We start from the raw sequence: 24,545 nt of genomic DNA on the forward strand, positions 1-24,545 counted from the left end.
GGGCTTACATTATGGGTAATAAAATTGAGAGTATTACGGTTGATTCCCAGCGGTTACCGTTAGCAGAACCATTTACCACGTCGCAGCACGCCGTGACACAGCTGGAAGCAATGGTGGTACGCATTCAGTTGGATAATGGCCTCACCGGAATTGGCGCGGCCAGTCCGAACGCCGTGGTGACCGGCGACACGATGGGCACGATGCAGTCTGCTGTGCGCGAGGGGATTACACCGGCCATTATTGGTGCGGACATTGATGATTGGGAGAACTTATTGGCAACGGTACAAAGTAGCATTCAGCACAACGCTGCGGCTAAAGCGGCCGTAGAAATTGCGTTGTATCATCTCCGCTCGCAGCAGTTTGACACCTCATTGGTGCAGTTATTGGGTGGCACCGGCGTGACGATCCAGACCGACTACACAATTGGTATTGCGGATACTGAACACATGGTGGCGATGGCCCGCGCACTAGCGGATAAGGGCTTTGCGGCTTTTAAAATCAAAGTTGGTGCGGGTGACCTGGATACCGACGTAGAACGGGTGCGGGCCATCGCCAATGCCGTTGGTGGTCTCACGCCACTGCGGCTTGACGCTAACCAGGGGTGGACGCCGAAACAGGCCATCAGCGCCATCAACCGTTTTGCCGACCTCAACTTGAACATCCAGTTTGTTGAGCAGCCCGTTCGTGCCGACGATCTGGATGGGTTGGCACGGGTGACGGCCAACGTGGCGTTACCCGTGATGGCCGACGAGTCCGTGCACACCTACCGTGATGCACTACGGTTGATCCGGATGCATGCGTGCGATCTGATCAACATTAAGTTAATGAAGACGGGCGGCTTATCGCAGGCAACCAAGATTGCTGAGCTGTGCGCCGACTACGGTATCGATTGTATGGTCGGCTGTATGATTGAAGCCCCCATCAGTTTGGCGGCGGCGGTGGCCTTTGCGTCTGCTCATCGCAACGTGCAGTATGTTGACCTTGATGCGGCGTACATGATTGCGCCTGAGGCTAACGTCCAGACGCAGGGTACGCGGTTGATGGTAGTTACCTGACGCCACTCACGGTATCCGATTAAGCACCGCTGGGTATAAAAAAACACGCCTAACGTGAACGCGTTGGGCGTGTTTTTATGTGCTCCTAGTATACGGTGGTATTAAAACGGTTGTAGTACCACAGGTAATAACGCATGGTTTCGTCACTCAGGGTGATTTTTGTGACGCTGGAGTTATCGGGCTCGGGGATGCTCATCATGTCCTGCGTACTGGTGGCGACCACCGCCGCCGCTTTAATGGTGAATCCGTGTGACACCACGATGATGTTGTCGTCCGGGTACTGGTCGGCGGCATCGTGCATGAACGCGTCCACGCGCTGGCGTACATGGCTGAACTGCTCGCCGTCACTGGCTAACTGGACATAGTCGGGTAACACGTCGTGCAAAACGGGGTCAAACACGGAAGGGTGTTCGGCCTCCAACTGTGCGTTAGGTTGCCCGTCCCACGAGCCGTATGAGATCTCGTTGACCCGCTGATCGGTGGTTAGGGGCAGGCGCGCATCTTCGTTGAGAATGCTGGCGGTTTCCCGTGCCCGGTCAAGCGGACTGATGACGATACGGTCGGCAAAGCTGATGTCAAATTGTTGGTGCAAGCGCTGTATTTCCTGCTGGCCCGCGGTGTTAAGGTGGGTTTGCGCGTCATTGATGATGCCTTGCTTCAGGCCAAGTGCGTTTGCGGTGGTCTGACCGTGCCGAATAAAATAAAAGGTGGTCATAGCAAGCCTCCATCTGTGCAATTTATGTCCGGCCACATTATGGCATAAATTAGTGACCATTGTTAGCAGGCATAGTTATCGGTGGCGTGTTTAACAGTATGGACACCAGGCAAAGATGGCGACTTGACGGCCACAATTACCACGGGTAAAATCTTAGTTAAGTTAAATTGCTATTGGGTCAGTTTGTCGTCGGGCAACTGGCTTAGGCACTCACTTCACGATCGTAGGCACGGCGCATGGCGCTGGAAGATTGTGTGGTGAGTGCCTTTTTCTTTGTGGATAGTAGCGTGAGGAGGCCAACATGTTAGCAGTTTATTTGCGCGGGATGCTGATTAGCATTGCCCTAGTTAGTTCCATCGGGATGCAAAACCTCTTTGTCTTCAATAGTGCCATGAGCAACCGACTCCGGCGGGCCTTGTTGATCGCCGCTTTTGTGTGGGTAGCGGATACCACGTTAACGGTGGTGGCCTTTTTGGGCGTGGGCACGATTATTACCCATTACCAATGGCTCAAGTTAGTGATTTTGCTGGTCGGCGGCGTAGTGGTAATTTGGATGGGTTGGGGAATCTTACGGAGCGCCAACGCTACCACGTTGGGTGGTGGTGATACCGCCATGCCGCTCAAGGAGGCGTTTACGGGCGCCTGGGTGGTGGCCTTTGCCAACCCCCAAGCCATCATTGATACCAGCGTGTCATTCGGGGCGATGCGCAGTACGCTCAGCAATAGTCAGGTGCTGCCGTTCTTATTGGGCATTTTAAGTAGCACAGCGCTGTGGTTTTTTTGGTGTCACCCTAATTATCGGCATACTCAAGAACCGACTACCACGGCGGTTCCTGTTGTGGATCAACATTATTTCAGGCGCTATTGTGATGGTCTATGGCGTGACGCTGGTTGGACACGCGGTACTGATGGTGGTGTGAGGTATTTCCCGGGAATATTTGTTCGGCGCGAGTAACGAGCAGCCGCTCTAACCGTGATTACCGCAACGCCCAGTCCACCGCTGCCTCCGCATGGATTCGGGTTGTGTCGAATAGCGGTAATTCCGTATCCGCTGGCTGTACGAGCAAGTCCAGTTCGGTGCAACCCAGAATCAGTCCCTGGGCGCCGGCTTGTTGTAACTGTTCAATGGTTGCCAGCATCTTGGCCTTAGAGCTCGGCTCCTTCTGACCCACCACGAGTTCCTCGTAGATAATGCGGTTGACTTCATCAATGCCGGCAGCGTTGGGAGTGAGCACCTCGATACTCGCAGCTGCGATCCGCTGCTTGTAAAAGTCTTCTTGCACCGTGTATTTGGTCCCGAGCAGTCCCACCCGCGTAATGTGTTGTTGTTGCAAAGCCGCAATGGTGGCGTCGGCGATATGTAACAACGGGATCTTGATGTAGGACTGAATCTGCGTGGCTACTTTGTGCATCGTGTTGGCGCCAATCAGGATAAAGTCGGCCCCGGCTAACTCCAAACCGTGCGCGGCGCGGCCGAGGATGTCCGCACTCTTATCCCACTCGTTGCGTTCCTGGCACCGGGCGATTTCGTCAAAGTCGACGCTGGCAATCAGAATTTTGGCGGAGTGGACCCCGCCAAGGCGTTTGTTGACCAACGTATTAATTAGCTGGTAGTAGGTGACGGTACTTTCCCAACTCATGCCACCCAGTAAACCGATTGTTTTCAATGTGACCACTTCCTTTGGCACTATCCTAGCATTAAATTGTTGACGGGTGGTCAAAATTTAGTGTGGGGGGCCCACTCTCCGTGACCAGTTAGGGGGCTCATAGTGCTGCCAACCAAAAAAACTAGGTGTAGCCACCAAACTGGCTGCACCTAGTTTTTAAATTCAAAGACTAATGTTATTGTTATTCCGCTTCGTCAATGGCGACGCGGATGGTGCCGATATCGGTCGGCGTCGTACGGCAACAACCACCGATGATGGCAGCACCGGCCGTGATCCATTCTGGCACCAGGTCCGTGAAGCTGGCAGCGTGTGGGTTGGTCACCCAACTCTTGGAGCTGGGGTCGTAGGTATCGCCGTTGTTGGGGTAGACAATCAGTGGCTTTTCCGTGGCGTGACGTAGTACCCGCAACGCTGGGGTGATGGTTTCCATGCTAGTACAGTTGACCCCAATGGCCTCAATTTGCGGGTTATCGTTCAGCGCCGCTGCAGCCCGGGCCAACGGTGTACCGTCAGCGAGGTGGTGGGGGTCACTAATACTGAAGGAGACCCAAGCGGTGAGGTCGGGGAACTCTTGACTGAGTAGCTCGACCAACGCGGTGACCTCGTCGTTGTTTGGTTGGGTCTCAAAGGCAAAGAGGTCGACGCCAGCGGCAGCTAATGCACGCATCCGCATCAGGTGAAAGTCATGATACTGGGTGTCGCTCAGCTGGTACTTCCCGGTGTACTCGCTCCCGTCGGCCAGAAACGCACCGTAAGGGCCCACACTACCGGCGACGAGACGCTCATCGCTACGGGTGGCGTGATCACGCGCGGCTTGGGCTAACGCGACGGCTTTGGTGATGAGCTTGCTACTGACCACGTGGTCGATACCCTGCTGGGCAAAGCCTTGTGGTGTGGCCTGGTAGGTGTCAGTAGTGGCGATGTCGGCACCCGCGGCATAGTAATCCGCGTGTACCGCCTGGACTGCCTCTGGATCCGTGGTCAACGCTAGCGCGGACCACAAACTATTGTTGGTATCAACACCCCGCCGGTCCAGCTCCGTGCCCATGGCGCCGTCGTCGACCAGGTAGTGACGTTGATTGAGTAAAGTGGTTAGTGGATTCTGCATAAATACCTCCATGCTTGCATATTCGGCCCACAAAGTGAGATAGTGAATCACAAGCGCGTTAAAGACATTGTAGCACGCCAGCGGGCACCTGAAAATTATCCGTAGTAATATCGGTGTCATCCCGCTGATGCATTCGGCGTGCAGGCAGTACATACACTGGGAGGTAGCAACTTGGCGGCACAGCACGAAACGTTAAAACGCAAAATGGAGTCCCGACACCTACTGATGATCTCACTGGGTGGGGTCATTGGGACGGGACTCTTCCTTAGTTCGGGTTACACCATTCATGAAGCGGGGCCAATTGGCACCATTCTCGCCTACGCCATTGGGGCGGTCGTGGTGTATCTGGTCATGTTGTGCCTGGGCGAATTATCCGTGGCGATGCCCGAAACTGGTTCGTTTCACGTCTACGCTGACCGTTTTATCGGCCCGGGCACCGGGTTCACGGTGGCCATCCTCTACTGGCTGACCTGGACGGTAGCATTGGGTTCGGAGTTCACCGCCGCGGGGCTAATGATGCGCAAATGGTTCCCCGATTCACCAACGTGGGTGTGGAGCCTGCTGTTTATGGTGGTAATTGTGGTGTCCAACGCGCTGTCCGTGCGTTTCTTTGCGGAGACCGAGTTTTGGTTTTCTAGCATCAAAGTCGTGGCCATCATTGCTTCATCATCCTGGGTGGCCTGGCGATTATCGGGGTCATTCACCTGAACGGTACCCAGCACGCACCGTTACTGCATAACCTGACCAAAGATGGGTGGTTCCCCACGGGCTTTAAGGGTGTCTTCACGACGATGTTGACGGTTAACTTTGCTTTTTCTGGGACCGAACTGATCGGTGTCACCGCCGGGGAGACGAAGGACCCGGCCCACAATATCCCCCAAGCCATTCGGACCACACTCTTGCGGCTGGTAATTTTTTTTCATCGGCAGTATCTTCGTGATGGCCGCACTGATTCCGTGGCAGCATGCGGGGGTCAACCAGAGTCCCTTCGTGCTGGTCTTCAACCAGATTGGGCTACCATTTGCTGGTGACCTGATGAACTTCGTGGTGTTGACCGCGATTCTATCGGCGGCCAACTCTGGTTTGTACGCGTCGACGCGCATGCTGTGGTCGCTAGCCCATGAGGGTATGATCAGCCGCCGCTTTGCGCATACCAGTCGCCGCGGTGTACCGCTACTGGCACTAGCCGTCAGCATGATCGGTGGGATCCTGGCTCTCACGTCCAGCGTTGTGGCGGCGGACACCGTCTACCTGGTCCTCGTGTCGGTATCAGGACTGGCAGTCGTCATCGTCTGGATGGCCATTGCGCTCTCCGAAATCAACTTCCGGCGGCAGTGGCTGGCCCAGGGCCACACGGTCAGTGAGCTCCAATTCCGCACACCGGGCTACCCGGTGGTGCCGTGGGCCGCGTTGATCATGAGCTTGCTGTCGTGCGTGCTGATTATCTTTGACCCTAATCAGCGTAGTAGTCTGTTTTACATGTTGCCATTTATCGCACTTTGTTACGGTTTCTATTACGGCCGCGAGGCGTGGCGGCGGCACCGTGGCAGTAAATTTTCACGTTCCCAGCATTAATTCTGTGCGTTAAATTAAAGAAAGGTTGTAAAATGTGTTGACAAATATGGCTATCGCTAATAAGATAGCCATATTGAATCGGTAGCGCGAAAGGAGGAATCGCCATGATTATTACTAACGGTACAACATCCGTGACGATGCCTGCTTTTGCGTTGCTAGCCTTGTTGTTGAGGTAAAGGACCCGGTTACGGCGATAGGCCGTCAATTGAGCCTTATTCACTTTGGCAATGGGGCTCATCCGGTAAGTTAACGGTGGACCCTGATGTAGCAGTTGCTGCATGAAGGTCCACCGTTTTTTTTGCGGGATGGATGCGCACATAGGTTGCTGTGGTTGGTTTTACACATATTGAGTGTGGGAATAGATTAGAAGGAGATTAGGACGATGAAGAAAACTTTCAAACGTATCGCACTGGGATTTGCCGCCGCGGCCATGGTGACCATCATGGCAGGCTGTTCCAGTTCCGCGAAGGCCAAAGGCAATAGTGCCAGTGGCAACACCATTAAAGTGGGGGTCAACATGGAACTTTCTGGTTCGACGGCTGGTTATGGTGAGCAGGAAAAGAAGGGGATCGAGCTGGCCTTTGAGAAGATCAACAAGGCTGGTGGCGTTAAGGTCAAGGGCAAGAAGATGAAGCTCAAGCCGGTTTACCGTGACAACAAGTCATCGACCACCAGTGCCGCTTCCGTTGCCGCCCAGTTGGTGAACAACGACAAAGTGGTGGCAGTGGTCGGGCCGGCCACGACCAACGATTCGACGGCGGCCATTCCGAACGTGACTAAGGCGTCCGTACCGATGATCACACCATCCGCTACGGATGCTGGCTACACGCTACAGAAGAACGGCAAGGTCCAGCCATACGCATTCCGCGCTTGCTTCACGGACAGTTTCCAAGCGACGGCAGCTGCTAAATTTGCCTACAACACGCTGAAGGTGAAGAAGGTTGCCATCTTGGCTGACAACGCCAGTGACTATGGCACCGGCCTGACCAAGGCCTTTAAGAAGACCTTCAAGGGCGACGTGGTCTCCACCCAGTACTTCCAGGCGGGTGACAAGGACTTCAACGCTACGCTGACCAGCCTGAAGAACAAGAAGTTTGACGCTCTGTACGTTCCGGGCTACTACTCTGAAGTTGGCCTGATCATCAAGCAGGCACGGCAGATGGGCATCAAGACGCCAATTATTGGGGCTGACGGTATGGGTGACCCGTCGCTGCCCAAGATCGCTGGTAGCAATAACGCCACGAACGTTTACTACAGCACGCCATTCTCCACTAAGTCCGCTGACACGAACACGACCGTCAAGAACTTCATGGCTGATTACAAGCAGAAGTTCAACGCCGAAGCCCCAACGTTCTCCGCACTGGCTTACGACTCGGTCTACATGGTCAAAGCTGCCATTGAAAAGGCCAACTCGACGAACTCCGTCGATATCGCCAAGGCACTGGGCAAGCTGAAGAACATGAAGGGTGTCACCGGGACAATGAGTATTGACAGTAAGCACAACCCTGAAAAGACGGTTTCCATTGAGCAGATGACCAATGGGCAGATCGTGAAGGCCTACTCCGTTAAGTAGTAGCGCCCGACACAACACGCAGTATCGGTGGTCCCGGGCGGGAATCGACGGTGTCGGTTTCGGCTCGGGACTGCTTATACGTTCGTGTAGTTAATCACGTGTGGGCGTGGTGTCCTGCGCATACAGCGCGGCGGCAGCCACCCAGGTAGCAATCACGAGGAGGTTTGATTGTGCACACAGTCATGCAACAATTAATCAACGGTATTTCGCTGGGCAGTATTTACGCGCTGTTGGCGTTAGGCTACACGATGGTCTACGGGATCATCAAACTACTCAACTTTGCGCATGGTGATGTGTACATGTTGGGGGCGTTTTGGGGCTACTATGTCATTAACTATTGGCACTTTAACTTTATCTTTGCCTCATCTCCACCATGGCTATTACCGCATTGGTGGGGGTCATCATCGAGTTTCTGGCGTACCGGCCACTACGGCACGCGCCGCGTGTGGCGGCGCTGATTACCGCCATCGGGGTGTCGTACTTCCTGGAAAACGGGATGTCCTACCTGTATGGCGCGAGTGCCCGTAACTTCCCCCAGGTAATCAAGCAACATAGTTACCACGTGGCGGGGATCACCATTTCCAACATTCAACTCATTATTTTGGGTACCGCCATTTTCCTGATGGTCGCTCTGCAGTTGGTCATCAAACAGACCAAGATGGGCAAGGCCATGCGGGCCGTGGCCAACGACCCGGACGCGGCGCAGTTAGTGGGCATCAACCCGAACCACGTGATCTCCTTCACCTTTGCCATTGGTTCTGCTGGCGGGTGCTGGTGGGGTGCTCATTGGCCTCTACTACAATTCTATTGACCCGCTCATGGGCATGACGCCCGGGATCAAAGCCTTTGTGGCGGCGGTGGTTGGCGGCATTGGGTCCATCCCCGGTGCGTCCATCGGTGGCTTTCTTATCGGCATCCTGGAAACGGCCACGCAGGCGGTGGGCCTGTCCGCATACAAGGACGCAGCGGTGTACGTGGTACTGATCATCATCCTGCTGGTCATGCCGTCAGGAATATTCGGGAAGAACAAGAAGGAAAAGGTTTAGGGGGACACTATGCAAAGAAATATCAAAGCAAATGCGATTTGGCTATTAATAATGGTCGCCGGCTTTGCCTCATCGATGCGTGTGAGTTCGCCGGCCTGATCAACACCTTCATTGAAAACGCATTGGTAACCATCGGCATCAACGTCATCCTCGCGACGGGGCTGAACTTGATCATCGGTTTTACCGGCCAGTTCAGCCTGGGCCACGCCGGGTTTATGGCCATTGGGGCATACGCCACCGGAATCATCACTGAGTACGCCACGACGGCCGTGGGCTTTTGGCTGTCGGTCGTCGTGGGGGTGGTGATTGCTATTATTGCGGCCATCATCATCGGGGTACCGACGCTCCGGCTACGGGGTGACTACCTGGCCATTGCCACGATGGGGGCGTCCGAGATTATCCGCGTTGTCATTAACAACCTCAAAATTACCAACGGCCCCTCAGGTATTTTCAACATTCCGATGTACGCGACCTGGCCGGTTGTGTACGTGGTGATGTGTATCGTGGTCATCATGACCGTTAATTTCATCCATGCACGCTCCGGACGGGCAGTGATGTCCGTGCGGGAAGATGACATCGCAGCCGAAGCGGTGGGACTGAACACGACCAAGTGGAAGCTATCCACGTTCGTCTTTGGCGCGGCCACGGCGGCGGTGGCGGGCTCACTGCACGCTAGCTATATCCAAATGATTGCCCCCAGTGACTTTGGTATCATGAACACCATCGCTATCCTCATCATCGTGGTGCTCGGTGGCATTGGTAGTATGACCGGGACCGTCGTGGCGGCCGTGGTGCTCGGCGTGATCGATACCGTGCTCCAGAACTTTGGTACGCTGCGGATGGTTATTTACGCGTTGGCACTGATTCTGCTGATGGTCTTCAAGCCATCCGGTCTGTTGGGACGGCACGAGTTGACGTTCCGCTGGGTTGGTAAGAAACGGAAGGCGGGAGGTGCCGAATGAGTACGATTCTGGAATTACAGCACGTCAGTGAAGTCTTTGGCGGCCTGACCGCAGTGGACAACGTGTCGTTCGACGTTGAGCGGGGGGCGCTGGTTGCGTTGATTGGCCCCAACGGTGCGGGCAAAACCACCCTGTTTAACGCCATCACCAGCGTGGTACCGCCCACTAGTGGACAGGTGTTGCTCCATACCCAGGAGGGAACGGTGGAGCTGAACAAGTTGCCCGCGTACAAAGTGGCTAAGTTGGGCCTGTCGCGAACGTTCCAAAACATCCGGTTGTTTGCCGACATGAGCGTCCGCGACAACGTGGCCGTGGGTATGACCACGAGTTACCGCGAAAGTTTTGTGGCGACCATGCTGCGGCTCCCGTCATTTTACAAGCAGGAGGCGGAGGTACGGGCCCGGGCCGATGCCTTACTGGCCGACTTTGACCTGACACCGTTTGCGGACACCGGTGCGGGTAACCTACCATATGGTGAGCAACGGCGCGTGGAAATCGTGCGTGCATTGGCGACGAAGCCCAGATCATCTTCCTGGATGAACCGGCGGCGGGGATGAACCCCGAGGAAACGGCCGACTTGATGCGGCTGATTCGCAAGCTGCAGTCGGACTATGGCGTAACCGTAGTGCTGATCGAACACGACATGTCGCTCGTGATGAATCTGGCGCAACGCATCTTTGTGCTTGACCACGGGAAGTTGATTGCCGCGGGGACACCGGACGAAATTAAGGCCAACGAAGCGGTGGTCACGGCGTACTTAGGGGGTGGCGTCCATGCTTAAAGTTGAACACCTGATGGTCAATTACGGCGCCATCAAGGCCGTCAAGGATGTTAGCTTTGAAGTTCACACCGGCGAAGTTGTCACGCTGATCGGCGCAAACGGTGCGGGCAAGAGTACCATCCTCAAGACCATTTCGGGAATCATGCGTGCCAAAGCCGGCACGGTCACGTACGAGGACCGGGTCATCAACATGTTGAGTGCATCGCGGATCGTGCAGTTGGGTATTTCCCAAGTGCCGGAGGGACGGCACGTGTTTGAGGGCCTCAGCGTCCTGGAGAATCTCCAACTCGGGGCGTTTACGCAACCGCGGGGATTTGACGTGTCGACCGCCCTGGACGAGGTCTTTGCCCAGTTCCCCGTCCTGGCAGAACGGCGTAAGCAGGATGCTGCCACTTTGTCCGGAGGCGAACAGCAAATGTTAGCGATGGGTCGGGCGTTAATGGCTAAGCCCAAGTTGCTGTTACTGGACGAACCGTCGATGGGGCTGTCACCCATCTACATCCAGAAAGTCTTTGACATCATCAAGACCATTCACGCCCAGGGGACGACCGTCCTGTTGATCGAGCAGAACGCCACCCAGGCACTCAGCATCGCCGATCGCGGTTATGTACTGGCCAGCGGTGAGGTGAAGATGACTGGGACCGGCGCCGAGCTATTGGCCAACAAGCAGGTCCAGTCAACGTACTTGGGCGGTTGATCAGCGGGGAATGCTAGGAGTAAGTCACAAGGCGGTGACGTAACACGGTGCCACTACGCGTTCAGGGGGGACAACATCGCCATATATACCAAACATGGGTCCGCGCAAATCCCTAACTAAGGGTTTGCGCGGACCCATGTTTTACGTGTTGGTAACCTACTGGAATACTAGCGCGGTTGCGCTTTCAGTGGTGACTGCTTTATCATGGTGGCGTTGGAGTAACGGTATGCGGCTGGCCTGTGCGCCCAACCGCGCGAGAGAGGAGTTTTCCAGATGGCAACGATTGAACGGGACGTGGAGTATGATGCGCAGCGACACCTGATGACGGATATTTACCCGGCCACCAGCGCGCAGACCCGAGGCACCATTCTGCTGCTTCATGGTGGTGGCTGGTTTCGCGGTGATAAGGCCAAAGAGGCGCAGCCAGCCGGCAAGTTAGCCACCGCGGGCTACCAAGTTGTAGTGCCCAATTTTCGGTTAGCTCCGGCCAACCATTACCCCGCGCCACTGGTGGATATGGATACGTTGGTTAGTTGGCTACGTACCAGTGGCCGGTTGACCGACTTTGTCGCCGTAGTGGGCGCCTCCAGCGGCGGCAATATGTCTGTGGAAGTTGGTTTGAAGTATGGCTGGCCGACGGTGTCGCTGTCGGGCATTCTCAACATTGAGGAGTGGCTCCAGGAGCACCCGCACGTCGTGGGTTCGTTGGACCACCAGGCACCCGCGAATGCGGACACGACAGCCATTGACCAGGATGGTCAAGACGACGAGTTTTACAAGGGCTTTATTGAGCAGTACTTTGCGACGAATCAGGATTACCACGCCGGCACGCCCTACCACCACGTAACGGCACAGGCGGGACCCATGTATCTGGCCAATTCGATGAACGAGTTTGTGCCCAACGATGGGGTGTTGCGGTTGGCCACGGCGCTGGTGGCCCAACAAGTGCCGGTGACGGTTCGATTTTTGCCGGGGACGCGGCATGGTGAGGCGTACTTAGGCGACGTATGGTCAGACGTGCTGGCGTTCATTCAGCGCGCCGAGAGCCAGCAAGGGTGACGCGCTCTAGCGGTTGGCGTCGTGAAAGTGGCGCTGCGCACGGGGTGGCCATACTGAAGGTGTTAAAATAAAGGTGGGCGCGCTGGGGCGACCCACCTTTTTTTAGGGGACGAGTCTCCAGCGCCCAGAAACTGGAGTTGTAACGGACTGTGCCAGTACCAGACTGGCGCTTTTAATTCAATAACGCCGTACAAAAAAATAATATAACAAAGAGGTTAACAATCATGGTAGCTTACAAAACGGGATTAATTCGGACGGCTGACCTGAAGCAGATCATTCAAGAATCAGGGTTACAGCGGCGTACCGACGATGAACACCGGCTGACGGGGATGATCGAAAATGCTGATGTGCTGATTAGTGCCTGGGACGATAAACGCCCGGTTGGCTTTGTCCGGGCCCTGACGGATTATGCCGACGTAATTTATGTGGCTGACCTGGCGGTTGTGAAAGATTACGAGCGGCAGGGCATTGGTCGGCACCTGGTGGACCTAGTGATTCAAGCTGTAGGGGCGGATAAAAACGTGGTCCTGGTGGCGTCACCAGGGGCAGCCGACTATTATAGCCACTTGGGCTTCACCCGTAACGACCGGGGTTACGTCCGGTTGGGCGAGCAGTCATAAGTCGTCGCAGTGTACCACCAGCTGAAGGGAGTGGAGACTATGGAAATTGCAATCATTGGCGCCGGCTCCCGCGGTTTGGTGGCAACCCAGCGGCTAGTTGCATGGGCCCGGCAAACAACGCACTGGTCCCAGTTGCGCATTACGCTCATTGATCCGTACGGGGTGGGTGGTCGTGTCTGGCGACAGGACCAATCGCACCTACTCCTAATGAACACTAACCCCGCTAACGTAACGCTGTTCGCGGACGCGGTGGATCACATCGCGGGGCCCATTGTGCCGGGACCGGACCTATACACCTGGACGCAAACTCTGGCTGCGGACTTCATTCGGCAGGTGGCGCCCCCGCACACCGATGAACTGTTGGCTGAAGTGGCGGCGCTGGCCCCGAATGGCTTTGCGTCACGACAGTTGTTTGCCCTCTACGCCGCCTGGTTTTATACCCAAATACAGGCTAAGCTGCCGGCGGGAGTCACGTTGCGCGTATTGACCGCCGAGGCGCAGGGGGTACGGCCACAGGATGGGCGCTACACCATTACGCTCCCCACGCAACAATTGCTGGTGGACAAAGTCGTCATGGCGCTCGGCCACTATGCTAATGACGCGACGCCAGAGCAGGCGGACTTGGCTCAGCAAGCAGCGCTGTACGGCTTGACCTACGTTTTGCCTACGGAACCGCAGGAGTACGATTTCAGCCAGTTGCAGCCGCAGCAAACCGTCATTCTCCGCGGCTTGGGACTCAACTTCTTTGATGCAGTCACGCTACTAACGCAGGGGCGCGGCGGCCGTTTCACGCGCGGAACGGACGGATGGCTGACCTACCGACCATCCGGACAGGAGCCACAAATTGTGGCGGGTTCCCGCCGCGGCTTTCCGTTGCGGGCCAAGGGCGTCAACATGACCGACGATACACAGTTTCACGGGCAGTTTATCAATCCAGAGTGGGTCGCCCAGTTCACGGAACCTGGCACCATGAGCGGACAGGAGCTATTGAGCCGGGTGCGCCGGGAGATGGCGTACGCGTACTACCGGGTGCTGTTGCGGACACAGTACCCGCAGGTGGACGCGGATGCACTGCTGGCAAAGTGGGTGCAGTCGCCGGACCCTGACGCGGTCATCGCACAAACACCGGTACGGGCCCATGACGTGTTCGATCCCGACGCACTCCTACATCCTGAACGACAGTATCCGCACAGTGACCGCCGCGAGGTCATGGCGGCGTACTTAACGGCCGATGTGCAACTGGCCCGTCGTGGCACCAAAGATGGTCCTGACGCTGCCGCACTCGAGGTGTTGCGTGACGTGCGCAATGACCTGCGCATAATCGTCGCACGGCGGTTGCTAAGCGAGACTGATTATTATCAGGAGCTGCTGGGACGCTTTAAGCGGGCGGAGGCTTACTTAGCAGTGGGCCCGCCGGATACGCGTATCGAAGAACTACGGGCCTTGGTACTGGCGGGCGTGGTTACCATCCTGGGACCAGCAATGGCGGTGACGGTTGATCCCGCCCACCACCAGTTCCGGGCGTGGTCCCAGACGTATTCGCACCAGCAATACTATGCGGACTGGTTGGTTGAGGCGCGGTTACCCGCGGTTAACGCGGAGACGACACAAAACCCACTAGTACGGTCATTATTACAACAACACCTGGCGCGGCCACAACGGTTAACGGTTGCGAATGCCCGCCAGGTGACGGGGGCTGTGGACGTTGACCCGCTGCGGGCGACGTTGCTACCTGGTCGGGACGACAGCGATGGCTTGTTCTTCTGGGGTGTACCGACGGAAGGGGCGACATGGTTTACCACGACCACCCCCCACCCCGGATTGCCCGACTCGGTGATCAGTACGGCAGATTGCATTGCGGCACAAATTTTTGCGGGATGAGGATTGTTCCACGTGAAACACAACGGCACACAAATAGCGGCGGACGCTTCCAAATGAGGAAGCATCCGCCGCTATTTTAATTATTGGAGGGTTACGCTGGCGCCGGTTCCGGTCGGCCAGCTGGGCGCGCGTCTTTGCCCTGGTCCTCCTTGGCGTCTTGGTCCTTCTCCTTGGCTTTTTCCTTGTCCTTCTCACGGGCAATTTCGTCCTTGGTCAGCATGTCCTTCACCGTCATCTTGACGGCCGTCACGCGCAGGCCGGTCATTTGGTGCACGTTTTTGGCAATGGCAGTGGTGAGCTTGTCAAAGATGGCGGGGGCGTTCTCACCGTAGTGGAGCACCGCGTCGAGGGAGACTGTCACCGTCTGGTCGTCATCCATATCCACGTCGACACCCTTAGTGGGGTTACTGTCCTTGCGGAAAAAGTCGGTCATGTTAGCGACCATGCCACCTTCCAGCGAGTATACGCCGGTCACTTCGTTGGCGGTAATGCCCACGATCTTGGCGACCACTGCGTCGTCAAATTTGAGTTCCTGGTCGACTTTGTTGGTGTTCGTTTGCGTCTTAGCTGCGTCCATATTGATTCCGTCCTTTCGCGTTAGCGTTGTTGCCACTCACGCTTGGTGAGTACATCCTTCACGTTCATGTTGAGGGCGACGACTTGTAACCCCGTCATTTGTTTGATGCGGGAGCTGACACGCGTACATAATTGTTCGAACAACGCGTGTGCGTCCCGGTTGTATTCGAGCAACACGTCGATATCGATGGCGACTTGCTGCTCACCCACGTCGACTTTGATGCCTTTGCTGGTGTTGTCACCCTTGCTGAGGGTATCGGTAATGGCATCGATGACGTTGCCATCCATGCCCAAAATCCCGTCGATTTCGTGGGCACACAGGGTGGTGATCTTGGTGATAACCTGGTCGTCAAACGTTAGGCGACTGTTGGCCATCAGGTCGTTCGTTGTTGTCTGCATTGCGGTCACTGCCTTTCTTTAGTGAACAGGTCCTTACCGGCAGTTAGCCATTGCGTGATGGCGGGCCATAGGGGCACCAGGTACCGTGCGGTTAATCCGCCCAGCGCGGCTCCGCAGAGCACTAGGAGCAGGCTACCAAAGCCGAACTGTAACCACACAACGACAACTGCCGCGCCCGTGAGTATACCCATGAGTGTTTTGGTCATTGTCATCACCTCCTAGAGCACCTTGGCTGGCCGCTGTCGTGCGTTCACCGGGGTGAGGTGAATGCTGACCCGCTGGACCGGGACGCCGAGGGTATTAGCCAAGACGTCCTTAACCGTTTGCTCGATTCCGGTCGCCAACGTTGCCAACTGTTGGCGTTGCAGCGGCGTAGCGTCAACCGCCACGTGGTGCACCGACCGTTCGTGCATCGTAACCGTCACGTCGGCGTCCCGTACGGGGTGGTTAGCCGCTACCGCTTTGGCGATTGCATGTTCCACGGCCTGCCGGTCCATGGTCAGTTGCCCGTTTGGTGTAGCGAGGGCCAGGCGTTGGGTCGTACTGCGGCGGAAGATAGCCATCAGTAGCATGACCACAAAGGTGACCGCCGTGACCGCCACCATGCCGAGCAACAGTGGTCGTAGCCAGTTTGTCTGGGTCGTGTACAGCGCCAGCAGGTTGGGTACTGGCCACAACGTAGCGGCGAACGCCGCAGTGGTTGCGAGACCGACGATGGCAATGAGTCCCAGACCTAGTTTTGTTAGTGGGCGCATGGGACCGCCTCCCTACGTACGGGAGCGGCTGCGGAGACCACCAATTAAGAGTGAAATGATGAAGACCACGATGATGGCCCCGATAATTGCTGGGAAAATGGCCATGTCTGCTACCCGTGGGCCCCAGTCACCAAGCAGGGCGGTACCTAACCATGCCCCTACTAGGCCCCCGATGATGTTGCCAACCCAGCCTAGCGGCATATCGCGGCCGACAATTGCTTGACCAATACAGCCAATGATGGCTCCGACAATAAGCATCCAAATGAAACTAAGCATGTTGATCATCCTTTCTTGTGTTGGTCTGTATCTCCCCTAATTCCAGCTTACCAAGGTGAACTTATCAAAAGCAACTCATAACAATAAAAATATTAATCTTGAGCATTAGCTATTCGTTAATGGTAATACGTTAACATGACACGGTTTTACGAACAAAAATAACACTGCACGTACCGACGTAAAGCGCTATCATAGAGTTGTAAGCTAATCCAAATGGGAGGCACAAGTATGGCTGACATATATCTCGCAATCGATGTGGGTGGTACGAACATTAAGTATGGGTTGATCGACCGGGCCGGTCACCTCATGGAAAAACATACGACCCCGACGCCCCGCACCAACTTTGATGAATTTACGGCGACCGTGAACCACATTGTTGATGATTACGCGCCGCGGCTCAAAGGGGTGGCAATGAGTGTACCGGGGACGGTGATTCATCCGCAGGAACAAGTGATTGGCGGCGGGATGGTGCCATTTTTGGACCAAAAGGAATTACCGCATTTCATTCACGTACCGGAAGGGGTGCCGTTTGCCGTTGAGAATGACGGCAAGTCAGCGGCCCTAGCGGAAATGTGGTTGGGCAACCTTAATGGTGTCGTTAACGGCGCGGCAATTGTACTGGGTACGGCGATCGGTGGTGGCTTGATCATCAACCGGCACCTGTACTTTGGCTCCCACTTCCAGGCGGGGGAGTTCAGCTTTATGGCGGACAACGCCAACTTCAGCGAGCAAAGCCTGCTTGGTTTTCACGCGGGCTCGGCCGTGGGGATGATTGAACGCATTTCCATGGCGATGGGGTTGCCAACGCGGACAGACGGCCGCGCCGTCTTTGACGAAATCAACTCTGGCAACGCGATTGCGTTACGTATTTTCCGGGATTTTTGCCGGCAGATTGCGATGCTGATTGTTAACGTCCAGTCGGTGGTCGATATGGAGCGTTTTGTGATTGGTGGCGGGATTTCGGCACAGCCAATCGTAGTGACGGAAATCAACGCGGCGTACCAGCAGGCACGGCGCGCGATGCCATTGCTGGACCGGACGTTGTCGCAGCCGGAGATCCTGGCGGGCAAGTTCCAAAACGATGCTAATATGTATGGTGCGTTGTACAACCTGCTGTTGAAGGTTAACGGTGAGGACACCGAAACCCAGTGGGGTGTGCAACGCGATCGGCACTAAGAATGTCGGTGTTATGGGAATCGCGTGGAACGCGATTCCTTTTTGTGTGTAAAGTGGGGCATCCCACGGTGCGCGTGGCCGGTGTGGCCGCTCAGAGGTTGCGCTCGGGTAGTGGTGCATGGAGCGGTTCACCAAGCCGTAGCGGGTCAGCGTACTCACCACTATCTAACTACCACGGGTCTTGCAACTCGTGGGGGTGGGTGGTAGAGTGGACAACAATCAAATAGCTTTTACAAATTATTTGCCTATATAATGCCATGATGTGGATGGTCAGTTTCTACCCGGACCCGTAAAGCCCGGACTATAGGTGTGAGATGCATAGCGAGTGGGATAGTGGTTGTAGTTGTAGCTACCACCAGCCCCCGCAACGGTGGTCAGGCTCATTTTTCCGTGCTGGCCAATCAAACGGCAACGCTGTGCAGCCACCTTTCTGAACTCCGGCTTTCCAGGGACCTCCTCCACACCATGGTATTTGGGTACGAGGAGGCCCCTTTTTGCGAACAGTAGCGATGGTACTGACCGGTGCGCGTGTGTTGAATGTGTATACTGGCGAATTTGAACAAACTAACTTGTGGTTGGATGACGGGCGGGTGGTTTCGCGGTTGCCACACCCTGATATGAAGGCACGGACGACCGTTGACTTAGCGGGTCAGTACGTGGTGCCCGGCATGATTGACGCGCACGTGCACATTGAAAGTGCGCTGGTGGCCCCCAGTGAAATCGGCCACATCTTGCTCCAACACGGGGTGACTACCATCGTGGCTGATCCCCACGAGCTAGCTAATGTAGCCGGTACAGCTGGCATTGAGTACATGATTAAGGATGCCCGGCAAACGCCACTGGATATTCGCTACATGCTACCGTCCTCCGTGCCCTGCGTACCGTTCGATAATAACGGTGCGACCTTGCACGCTGCCGACTTGGAACCATTGTATAAGTACCCGGAAATCAACGGGTTAGCCGAAGTGATGGACTATGGGGCCGTGGCGCGTGATGACGCTGATACCATGGCCAAAGTCCACGACGCGTATGCACATGGGCATCACGCTGATGGGCACGCGGCGGGCCTGACTCCCGAGCAGTTGGAAGTGATGCGCGCGCACGGCATGGACACGGACCACGAAAGTGCGACCGTGGCCGATGCCTTGGCCCGTGTAGATGCCGGTATGTACGTCTTTCTGCGTGAGGGCACGGTAGAACGTGATATTGCTAATACGATTGGGGCCGTGACGCCGCGTAATTACGACCGCTTTGCGTTCTGTACTGACGACAAGACGATTGGTGACCTGATTGGCGAAGGCTCCATCGACCACAACGTCCGCCTCGCCATCGAGTACGGTTTGCCGGCTGAATTGGCGTACACCATGGCGTCCAACAACGCGGCGCGTGCCCACCGGCTGACGGACCGTGGCGCCCTGGTTCCGGGACAGTTAGCTGACTTGGTAGTGGTCGATGACCTGAACAGTGTGAATATTTCCCGGGTAGTGTATACTGGGCGTAGTAATAAAACTGTCGTGAAGGTGGATGCGTAATGGCCTGGTATTGGTTGGCATTGATTTTAGTGGTGACAGGCATTGTTGGTGGGTTGATCAGCACCATGGCGGGGATGGCGTCATTAGTGACGTACCCGGTACTACTGTCGTTGGGGTTACCAGCCGTGGGGGCGAACGTAACCAACACCGCGGGGATGATTTTTACCGGCGTGGGAGCAGCGCTGTCCTCGCAGAAGGAACTGCGTAGTCATAAGCGGCTGACCCTGAGTGTGACCATCTGGGCGTTAATTGGGGCAATTATAGGGAGCTTTTTACTGACGGTGGCTCCGGAAAGTACCTTTGAACATATCGTGCATTTCTCATTGCGATGGCCGGGGTGCTGATGCTGGTCTCCGGTCGGAAAAAGAGACCGGCCGCAGCACGGCGACAGCCGCGGATGCAGGGACGCTTGGTGACGTTGGCCAAAAATACCGCGATTTTTTTTGGTGGGCCTTTACATTGGTTATTTTGGTGCATCGGCCGGCATTATTTTGCTGGCAATTTTGTCCGTGACGCTAGACCAAACGTTTACGGTCAGTAACGCCATTAAGAATTTCACCACGTTCGTAGCCAACATTTTTTTCAATCGTTATTTACGCGTTGACCACGAAGGTCTACTGGAGCATGGTGTTGCCCTTGGGCGTGGGGCTATTCATCGGCGGCTATGCGGGCCCGATTGTGGTGCGGCACGTATCCGTGAAGCTGTTGCAACGCGTCATTGCGTTTGGGGCGTTCGGACTGGCGGCGTACTTTTTCTATGACGCATATTTTAAGTAGAGAGTGGAGCACCCCGGTGAAAAAGCGAGAGCGTCAGCCCGCACCTAAACACGGAGCTATTAACAAACCCGGTGGGCAACCATTATTTGGTTGCCACCGGGTTTGTTTACGCCTTATCTTGGTTGCGGTACCGGTGCTTCCATTAGCCAGTCACGCTGCGGGTCGTTACCGACCACGAAGGCGTGCTCGCCGACTTTGTGGAAGTGGTGCTTGGCGTAGAAGGCCTTGGCCGGCTCGTTGTGTTCCCACACGCCCAACGCGATGGTGTCCTTGTGCAGCTGCTGTGCCATGTGCACAGCGTGGTTAAACAACAGGGTGCCCAAGCCGTGACGCTTGAAGGCGGGCAGAATGTAGATGCGCTCTAATTCCAACGCATTGGTGGCCTTAACGTCGGAGGTCACCGCGTCGTCAACGTTTAGTTTGAGGTAGCCGGCGGGGGTGCCGTCGACGTTGACAAACCAAAAACTGGTGCCGGGGGTCATTAACTCGGCAGTTAATTGATCTGGAGAATACGCCGTGTCAAGGAACGCGTGCATGTCATCTGGAGCAGTATTAGCGTTGAAGGTGTTGGCAAAGGTGGTCCGGGCCATCTGGACCAGGGTGGGAATATCTGCTTTGGTAATACGTGTAATCGTGTTGGTCATTATTTATACTCCTTGTTTAGTAATTGCGGTGTCCGCCGCTTTTGACGAACTGCCAGTCCGCCGCGACGTTGGCGCTCATCTGGTTGAGTAACCGCTCAAGCTGGGCAATTTCCGTGCTATTCATCCCCCGCAACGCGGTTTGCAGCGAATACTCATTTTCGCGGTGGATCAAGTCTGCTGCCGCAGTACCAGCGGGGGTCAGAAACAGTTGACTGGCCTTGGCGTTGTGCGGGTCTGGGCGTTTGGTGACGAGGCACTGATCACATAACTTACCCACGCTGCGCGCAACCGTCGCCCGGTCGATTTTCAGTTGGTCGACCAACTGCTCCTGAATAATACCGGGGTGCTCGGCGATGCGGGCTACGTAGAGGTATTGTCCCCGGGTCAGGTTGAGGGTGCGAAATTCGATGTTGGCAATGCTGTCGAGCGCGCGGGCGATGATGCCAATCGCGCGTAATGCGTTTTCCACGTTGTCACTTCCTTTTGATTCATAATTATACACATGCGTATTGCAAATGCAATACGTTGGCGGACAATACGGTCGCATATCGGTGTATTCTCGTAGGTTTAGCACAGAAATATAATCACATTTACCGATTCTTAGCACACGGACGGCTAAAAATGCGTGATAATATTAATAGTAAGTGGTTAGTAGCTTTTATTTCAGTTGGTAGTTGATGGGAGTGATCATCATGGCAACAAGTGTGTATGATTTTACGGTGAAAGAAATTGGCGGCGGGTCGATTCCGCTGCGGTTGTACAAGGGCCAGGTGTTGATTGTGGTGAACACTGCTAGTAAGTGCGGGTTGGCCCCCCAATTGGAACAACTTGAACGGTTGTACCAGGATTACCATGACCAGGGGTTAGCCATTATTGGTATGCCGTCGGACCAGTTTCACCAGGAACTGGCGGATGATCACGACGCGGCGGAGTACTGCCAGATGCACTACGGCGTTACTTTTCCCATCACCCAGCGGATTGCGGTGAACGGTAAGCAGACCGCACCGCTGTTTAAGTACCTCAAGGATGTATCCAAGGCGGGGATGATCAAGTGGAACTACACCAAGTTCCTGGTTGGGCGTGATGGCCAGCTGATTCATCGCTACGGGCCACTCACCCAGCCTAACGCCATGGAAAATGCCATTAAGCAGGCGCTCGCGGCACCTACCGTTATGGCTTAACCAACAGAATAACTAGAGAACGCAAAGACGCCACCGCATACGCTGCGGTGGCGTCTTTTTGACGTGTGGCTAGTAGTAACGTTAACCACCCAATTAGTTTGTGCTGACAATTGCGAACTATTCGGACCGTAGCGCGACGGCGGCATCCTTCTTAGCCGCCATCCGGGCAGGTACGTGGCCCCCGAGGATGGTCAGGATGGTGCTGATAATCACCAGGTTAACGGCGTGTACAGGGTTCAGCACGGCCACGTGGGCTAGGCTAGTGACGTTGTATAACACGCTGTTGATGGGGAACGTCAGTAGCCAGGCAACAAGGATACCGAACAGGCCGGCACCAAAACCGAGGATGAAGGTTTCGGCATCAAAGACGCGGGTAATATCCTTCTTCCGGGCCCCCAAGGCTTTGAGCACACCGATTTCCTTGGTCCGTTCGAGCACGCTAGTGTAGGTGATGATGGCAATCATAATCATCGAGGTCACCAGCGAAATACCGGCAAAGGCGACCAGCACGTACGTGATGGCGTCCATCAACCCACCGGTCATGTCAGAGACGGTCCCAGCCAGGTCGGTGTAGATGACCCGGTCAGCTTTGCTCTTACCGTGGTTGTACTTATCAAGGTAGCTGAGGACCTTATCTTTCAGCTTGAACGTGGTGGGGTAGATCTGGATGTTAGTTGGCGTCTGGGATCCGCCCAAAGTGGTGAGGACCGTTGAGCGCGTCGAGGCGTCCATGCTTTGGCTGGTGATCACGTTAGTGGCGCTAGCCTTTTGTGCCTGCACGATGTTGGAGTTACTGTTGGCATCCAGGACGTCCTTGGTTAGCGCGGAACTATAGGCCACGCCGCTGGATAGCAGCCCGTCGGAGTTCTTGGACTTCACGCGGACAATTCCGGTCACGCGCAGGGTCTTAGTGTTAGCCGCGTTGGCCATGGTCGAGTAGTCCTTACCTGGCATGAAGGTGCCCGTTGGCAGTTTGGTGTAGTAATCGTTGTTGGCAACCAACTTGATGGTGGTGCGACCAGGCTTTGGAAGTTGTACTTCTGGCCCTCCTTAACGTCAAAGCCAAGGTTCTTCATGGCGTTGATGTTCAAGGAGTTGTCCTTGTTGACGACCAGCACAATGTCGGTCGCCTTTGTTGGGTACCGACCCGCAATGACTTTGTAGTAAGTCTTCAGGAAACTCTGGTGGCCGCTCCGGTCGATGGGGTAAACGGAGCCGCCCACGCCGGTACTGGAAGCCATCAAAGCCGCGGTGTCCACGCTACTGCTGTTATCAGGGTTGCTGGTGGAGAAGGTCACCGTCCGGTACTGGCCGTTGACTTTCCGCAATAGGTTCATCCCCGTGCCGTAAGTAATCGCAATGTTCTTGGCGTCGGCTTTGGGCATCCGCTTGACGTAATTAATGTACTTTTGCGTCAGTTTGTTCACGTGTTGTGCCTTATCGGCGTCACTCTTTTCCGCAGTCACGGTCTTGGTGTGAGCGAAGGTTTTGGTTTTAGTCCCGGTCATCATTGAGTTGGTATCGGTTCCTACCTGCGAGATGGTGACCGGCATGGAGGCCATGGCCTCACTTTGGGTTTTGGTGATTTGCTTCTGGAAACCATTGGATAGGGCCAAAACGACGGCGATCCCAATGATGCCAATACTGGATGCAAAGACGGTCAGGAACGTCCGTCCCTTTTTGGTGCGAATGTTGTCAAAGGAGAGCTTGAGGGCCGTCCAGTAACTCATCTTGGTCCGCTTGAGCTGGAACTGCTCAGCTTTGGCACCTTCAATGTGGGGGTGGGAGTCGTGCTGAATCTGGCCGTCAGCAAACTCGATAATACGGTCGGCGTACTTGTGGGCCAGGTCCGGATTGTGGGTGACCATGATGACCAGACGTTCCTTGGAAAGGTCACGAATCAGTTGCATGATCTCGTCGCTAGTCTCGGAATCCAAGGCACCAGTCGGTTCATCGGCCAACAGGATCTCGGGGTCGTTAGCAATGGCCCGCGCGATCGCGACCCGCTGCATTTGGCCTCCAGATAGCTGGGATGGCTGTTTGTGCATGTGGTCCTTGAGCCCCACGCGGATGAGTGCGTCGGTCGCGCGCTGTTCCTTCTCTTTGGCGGGCACGCCGGACAGGGTCATACCCATCTCGACGTTCTCCATGATGCTCAGGTGGCTGATCAGGTTGTAGGACTGGAAGATAAAGCCGACCGAGTTGTTACGGTAGGCGTCCCAGTCGCTATCCTTAAAGTCCTTAGTCGACCGGCCCTTGATCAGTAGGTCCCCAGAATCATAGCGGTCCAAGCCACCGATGATATTGAGCATGGTGGTCTTCCCGGAACCACTGGGCCCCAGAATGGCGACAAATTCCTGTTTACGGAAGGCCACGGACACGTCATCCTGGGCCTTGGTAATGGTATCGCCCACCTGGTAGTATTTTTTTGATGTGTTTCAGTTCAAGCACGGGTGGTAACTCCTTCCCATTGAGTGGTAGTAGTGAGGC

General features: G+C 55.5%; 20 protein-coding genes, 6 pseudogenes and 1 riboswitch. Of the genes and pseudogenes, 15 read left to right on the forward strand and 11 right to left on the reverse strand.

Annotated features, from left to right (window positions below; genetic code table 11):
- Positions 1-11: 11 nt before the first annotated feature.
- Positions 12-1,055: a dipeptide epimerase gene (locus JCM13996_RS06245; RefSeq protein ID WP_054750479.1), complete on the forward strand. Its 1,044-nt coding sequence runs from the start codon at positions 12-14 to the stop codon at positions 1,053-1,055.
- A gap of 85 nt (positions 1,056-1,140) precedes the next feature.
- Here JCM13996_RS06245 and JCM13996_RS06250 read toward each other — a convergent pair whose 3' ends face one another.
- A complete protein-coding gene (locus JCM13996_RS06250) occupies positions 1,141-1,770 on the reverse strand; it encodes a histidine phosphatase family protein (protein WP_054750480.1) in 630 nt (209 codons plus the stop codon).
- A 301-nt stretch (positions 1,771-2,071) separates the two neighbouring features.
- Between JCM13996_RS06250 and JCM13996_RS06255 the strand changes: the two genes are divergently transcribed.
- Positions 2,072-2,725: a LysE/ArgO family amino acid transporter gene (locus tag JCM13996_RS06255; protein WP_054750481.1), complete on the forward strand. Its 654-nt coding sequence runs from the start codon at positions 2,072-2,074 to the stop codon at positions 2,723-2,725.
- A 22-nt stretch (positions 2,726-2,747) separates the two neighbouring features.
- Here JCM13996_RS06255 and JCM13996_RS06260 read toward each other — a convergent pair whose 3' ends face one another.
- Both JCM13996_RS06260 and mmuM read right to left on the reverse strand, forming a co-directional pair.
- The gene (locus JCM13996_RS06260) at positions 2,748-3,437 is read right to left on the reverse strand and encodes an aspartate/glutamate racemase family protein (RefSeq protein WP_054750482.1); all 690 of its coding nucleotides are present in this window, start codon (positions 3,435-3,437) and stop codon (positions 2,748-2,750) included.
- A gap of 181 nt (positions 3,438-3,618) precedes the next feature.
- Positions 3,619-4,545: a homocysteine S-methyltransferase gene (gene mmuM, locus JCM13996_RS06265; RefSeq protein ID WP_054750483.1), complete on the reverse strand. Its 927-nt coding sequence runs from the start codon at positions 4,543-4,545 to the stop codon at positions 3,619-3,621.
- A gap of 204 nt (positions 4,546-4,749) precedes the next feature.
- Between mmuM and JCM13996_RS06270 the strand changes: the two are divergent.
- The 9 genes and pseudogenes from JCM13996_RS06270 (at position 4,750) to JCM13996_RS06310 (ending at position 14,739) form a co-directional block, all read left to right on the forward strand.
- Positions 4,750-6,120: pseudogene (locus JCM13996_RS06270) on the forward strand (amino acid permease).
- Positions 6,121-6,502: 382 nt separating this feature from the next.
- Positions 6,503-7,693: an ABC transporter substrate-binding protein gene (locus JCM13996_RS06275; protein ID WP_054750484.1), complete on the forward strand. Its 1,191-nt coding sequence runs from the start codon at positions 6,503-6,505 to the stop codon at positions 7,691-7,693.
- A gap of 170 nt (positions 7,694-7,863) precedes the next feature.
- Positions 7,864-8,739 (forward strand): annotated as a pseudogene (locus JCM13996_RS06280) (branched-chain amino acid ABC transporter permease).
- Positions 8,740-8,748: 9 nt separating this feature from the next.
- Positions 8,749-9,701: pseudogene (locus tag JCM13996_RS06285) on the forward strand (branched-chain amino acid ABC transporter permease).
- Positions 9,698-10,482 (forward strand): annotated as a pseudogene (locus JCM13996_RS06290) (ABC transporter ATP-binding protein). Before JCM13996_RS06285 ends, JCM13996_RS06290 begins: the two co-directional pseudogenes overlap by 4 nt.
- On the forward strand, positions 10,475-11,179 hold the full coding sequence (locus JCM13996_RS06295) for an ABC transporter ATP-binding protein (protein WP_054750485.1): 705 nt from the start codon (positions 10,475-10,477) through the stop codon (positions 11,177-11,179). The pseudogene JCM13996_RS06290 and the gene JCM13996_RS06295 overlap by 8 nt, the downstream one beginning before the upstream one ends.
- 273 nt (positions 11,180-11,452) lie before the next feature.
- The gene (locus tag JCM13996_RS06300; protein WP_054750486.1) at positions 11,453-12,238 is read left to right on the forward strand and encodes an alpha/beta hydrolase; all 786 of its coding nucleotides are present in this window, start codon (positions 11,453-11,455) and stop codon (positions 12,236-12,238) included.
- A 224-nt stretch (positions 12,239-12,462) separates the two neighbouring features.
- On the forward strand, positions 12,463-12,858 hold the full coding sequence (locus tag JCM13996_RS06305) for a GNAT family N-acetyltransferase (RefSeq protein WP_054750487.1): 396 nt from the start codon (positions 12,463-12,465) through the stop codon (positions 12,856-12,858).
- Between the two features lie 39 nt (positions 12,859-12,897).
- Positions 12,898-14,739: an FAD/NAD(P)-binding protein gene (locus JCM13996_RS06310; RefSeq protein WP_054750488.1), complete on the forward strand. Its 1,842-nt coding sequence runs from the start codon at positions 12,898-12,900 to the stop codon at positions 14,737-14,739.
- Between the two features lie 91 nt (positions 14,740-14,830).
- Here JCM13996_RS06310 and JCM13996_RS06315 read toward each other — a convergent pair whose 3' ends face one another.
- From JCM13996_RS06315 to JCM13996_RS06335, 5 genes are read right to left on the reverse strand one after another with little or no spacing between them, the layout of a single operon-like run.
- Positions 14,831-15,316: an Asp23/Gls24 family envelope stress response protein gene (locus tag JCM13996_RS06315; protein ID WP_054750489.1), complete on the reverse strand. Its 486-nt coding sequence runs from the start codon at positions 15,314-15,316 to the stop codon at positions 14,831-14,833.
- 20 nt (positions 15,317-15,336) lie between these two features.
- The gene (locus JCM13996_RS06320) at positions 15,337-15,714 is read right to left on the reverse strand and encodes an Asp23/Gls24 family envelope stress response protein (protein WP_054750490.1); all 378 of its coding nucleotides are present in this window, start codon (positions 15,712-15,714) and stop codon (positions 15,337-15,339) included.
- Between the two features lie 5 nt (positions 15,715-15,719).
- Positions 15,720-15,920, reverse strand: a complete 201-nt coding sequence (locus JCM13996_RS06325; protein ID WP_054750491.1) for a hypothetical protein — start codon at positions 15,918-15,920, stop codon at positions 15,720-15,722.
- Between the two features lie 12 nt (positions 15,921-15,932).
- Complete coding sequence (gene amaP / locus JCM13996_RS06330) at positions 15,933-16,469, reverse strand: alkaline shock response membrane anchor protein AmaP (RefSeq protein WP_054750492.1); 537 nt, start codon at positions 16,467-16,469, stop codon at positions 15,933-15,935.
- Positions 16,470-16,481: 12 nt separating this feature from the next.
- Positions 16,482-16,745, reverse strand: coding sequence for a GlsB/YeaQ/YmgE family stress response membrane protein (locus JCM13996_RS06335; RefSeq protein ID WP_054750521.1), 264 nt, complete (start codon positions 16,743-16,745; stop codon positions 16,482-16,484).
- A gap of 228 nt (positions 16,746-16,973) precedes the next feature.
- Between JCM13996_RS06335 and JCM13996_RS06340 the strand changes: the two genes are divergently transcribed.
- The 3 genes and pseudogenes from JCM13996_RS06340 to JCM13996_RS06350 all read left to right on the forward strand — a co-directional run bounded on the left by JCM13996_RS06340 (position 16,974) and on the right by JCM13996_RS06350 (position 20,230).
- On the forward strand, positions 16,974-17,921 hold the full coding sequence (locus JCM13996_RS06340; protein ID WP_054750493.1) for an ROK family protein: 948 nt from the start codon (positions 16,974-16,976) through the stop codon (positions 17,919-17,921).
- A 225-nt stretch (positions 17,922-18,146) separates the two neighbouring features.
- Positions 18,147-18,245: riboswitch (purine riboswitch) on the forward strand.
- A gap of 170 nt (positions 18,246-18,415) precedes the next feature.
- On the forward strand, positions 18,416-19,453 hold the full coding sequence (locus tag JCM13996_RS06345) for an amidohydrolase family protein (RefSeq protein WP_225353505.1): 1,038 nt from the start codon (positions 18,416-18,418) through the stop codon (positions 19,451-19,453).
- Positions 19,453-20,230 (forward strand): annotated as a pseudogene (locus JCM13996_RS06350) (sulfite exporter TauE/SafE family protein). Before JCM13996_RS06345 ends, JCM13996_RS06350 begins: the two are co-directional and overlap by 1 nt.
- 113 nt (positions 20,231-20,343) lie before the next feature.
- Here JCM13996_RS06350 and JCM13996_RS06355 read toward each other — a convergent pair.
- Both JCM13996_RS06355 and JCM13996_RS06360 read right to left on the reverse strand, forming a co-directional pair.
- Positions 20,344-20,874: a GNAT family N-acetyltransferase gene (locus tag JCM13996_RS06355; protein WP_054750494.1), complete on the reverse strand. Its 531-nt coding sequence runs from the start codon at positions 20,872-20,874 to the stop codon at positions 20,344-20,346.
- 16 nt (positions 20,875-20,890) lie between these two features.
- Positions 20,891-21,343, reverse strand: coding sequence for a MarR family winged helix-turn-helix transcriptional regulator (locus JCM13996_RS06360; RefSeq protein WP_054750495.1), 453 nt, complete (start codon positions 21,341-21,343; stop codon positions 20,891-20,893).
- Between the two features lie 223 nt (positions 21,344-21,566).
- Between JCM13996_RS06360 and JCM13996_RS06365 the strand changes: the two genes are divergently transcribed.
- Positions 21,567-22,055, forward strand: a complete 489-nt coding sequence (locus JCM13996_RS06365; protein WP_054750496.1) for a glutathione peroxidase — start codon at positions 21,567-21,569, stop codon at positions 22,053-22,055.
- A gap of 117 nt (positions 22,056-22,172) precedes the next feature.
- Here JCM13996_RS06365 and JCM13996_RS06370 read toward each other — a convergent pair.
- Positions 22,173-24,506: pseudogene (locus JCM13996_RS06370) on the reverse strand (ABC transporter ATP-binding protein/permease).
- Positions 24,507-24,545 lie beyond the last annotated feature (39 nt).

Origin of the sequence: Lacticaseibacillus thailandensis DSM 22698 = JCM 13996 (genome assembly GCF_001312865.1) — a bacterium.
In the GTDB taxonomy this organism is placed as follows: domain Bacteria; phylum Bacillota; class Bacilli; order Lactobacillales; family Lactobacillaceae; genus Lacticaseibacillus; species Lacticaseibacillus thailandensis.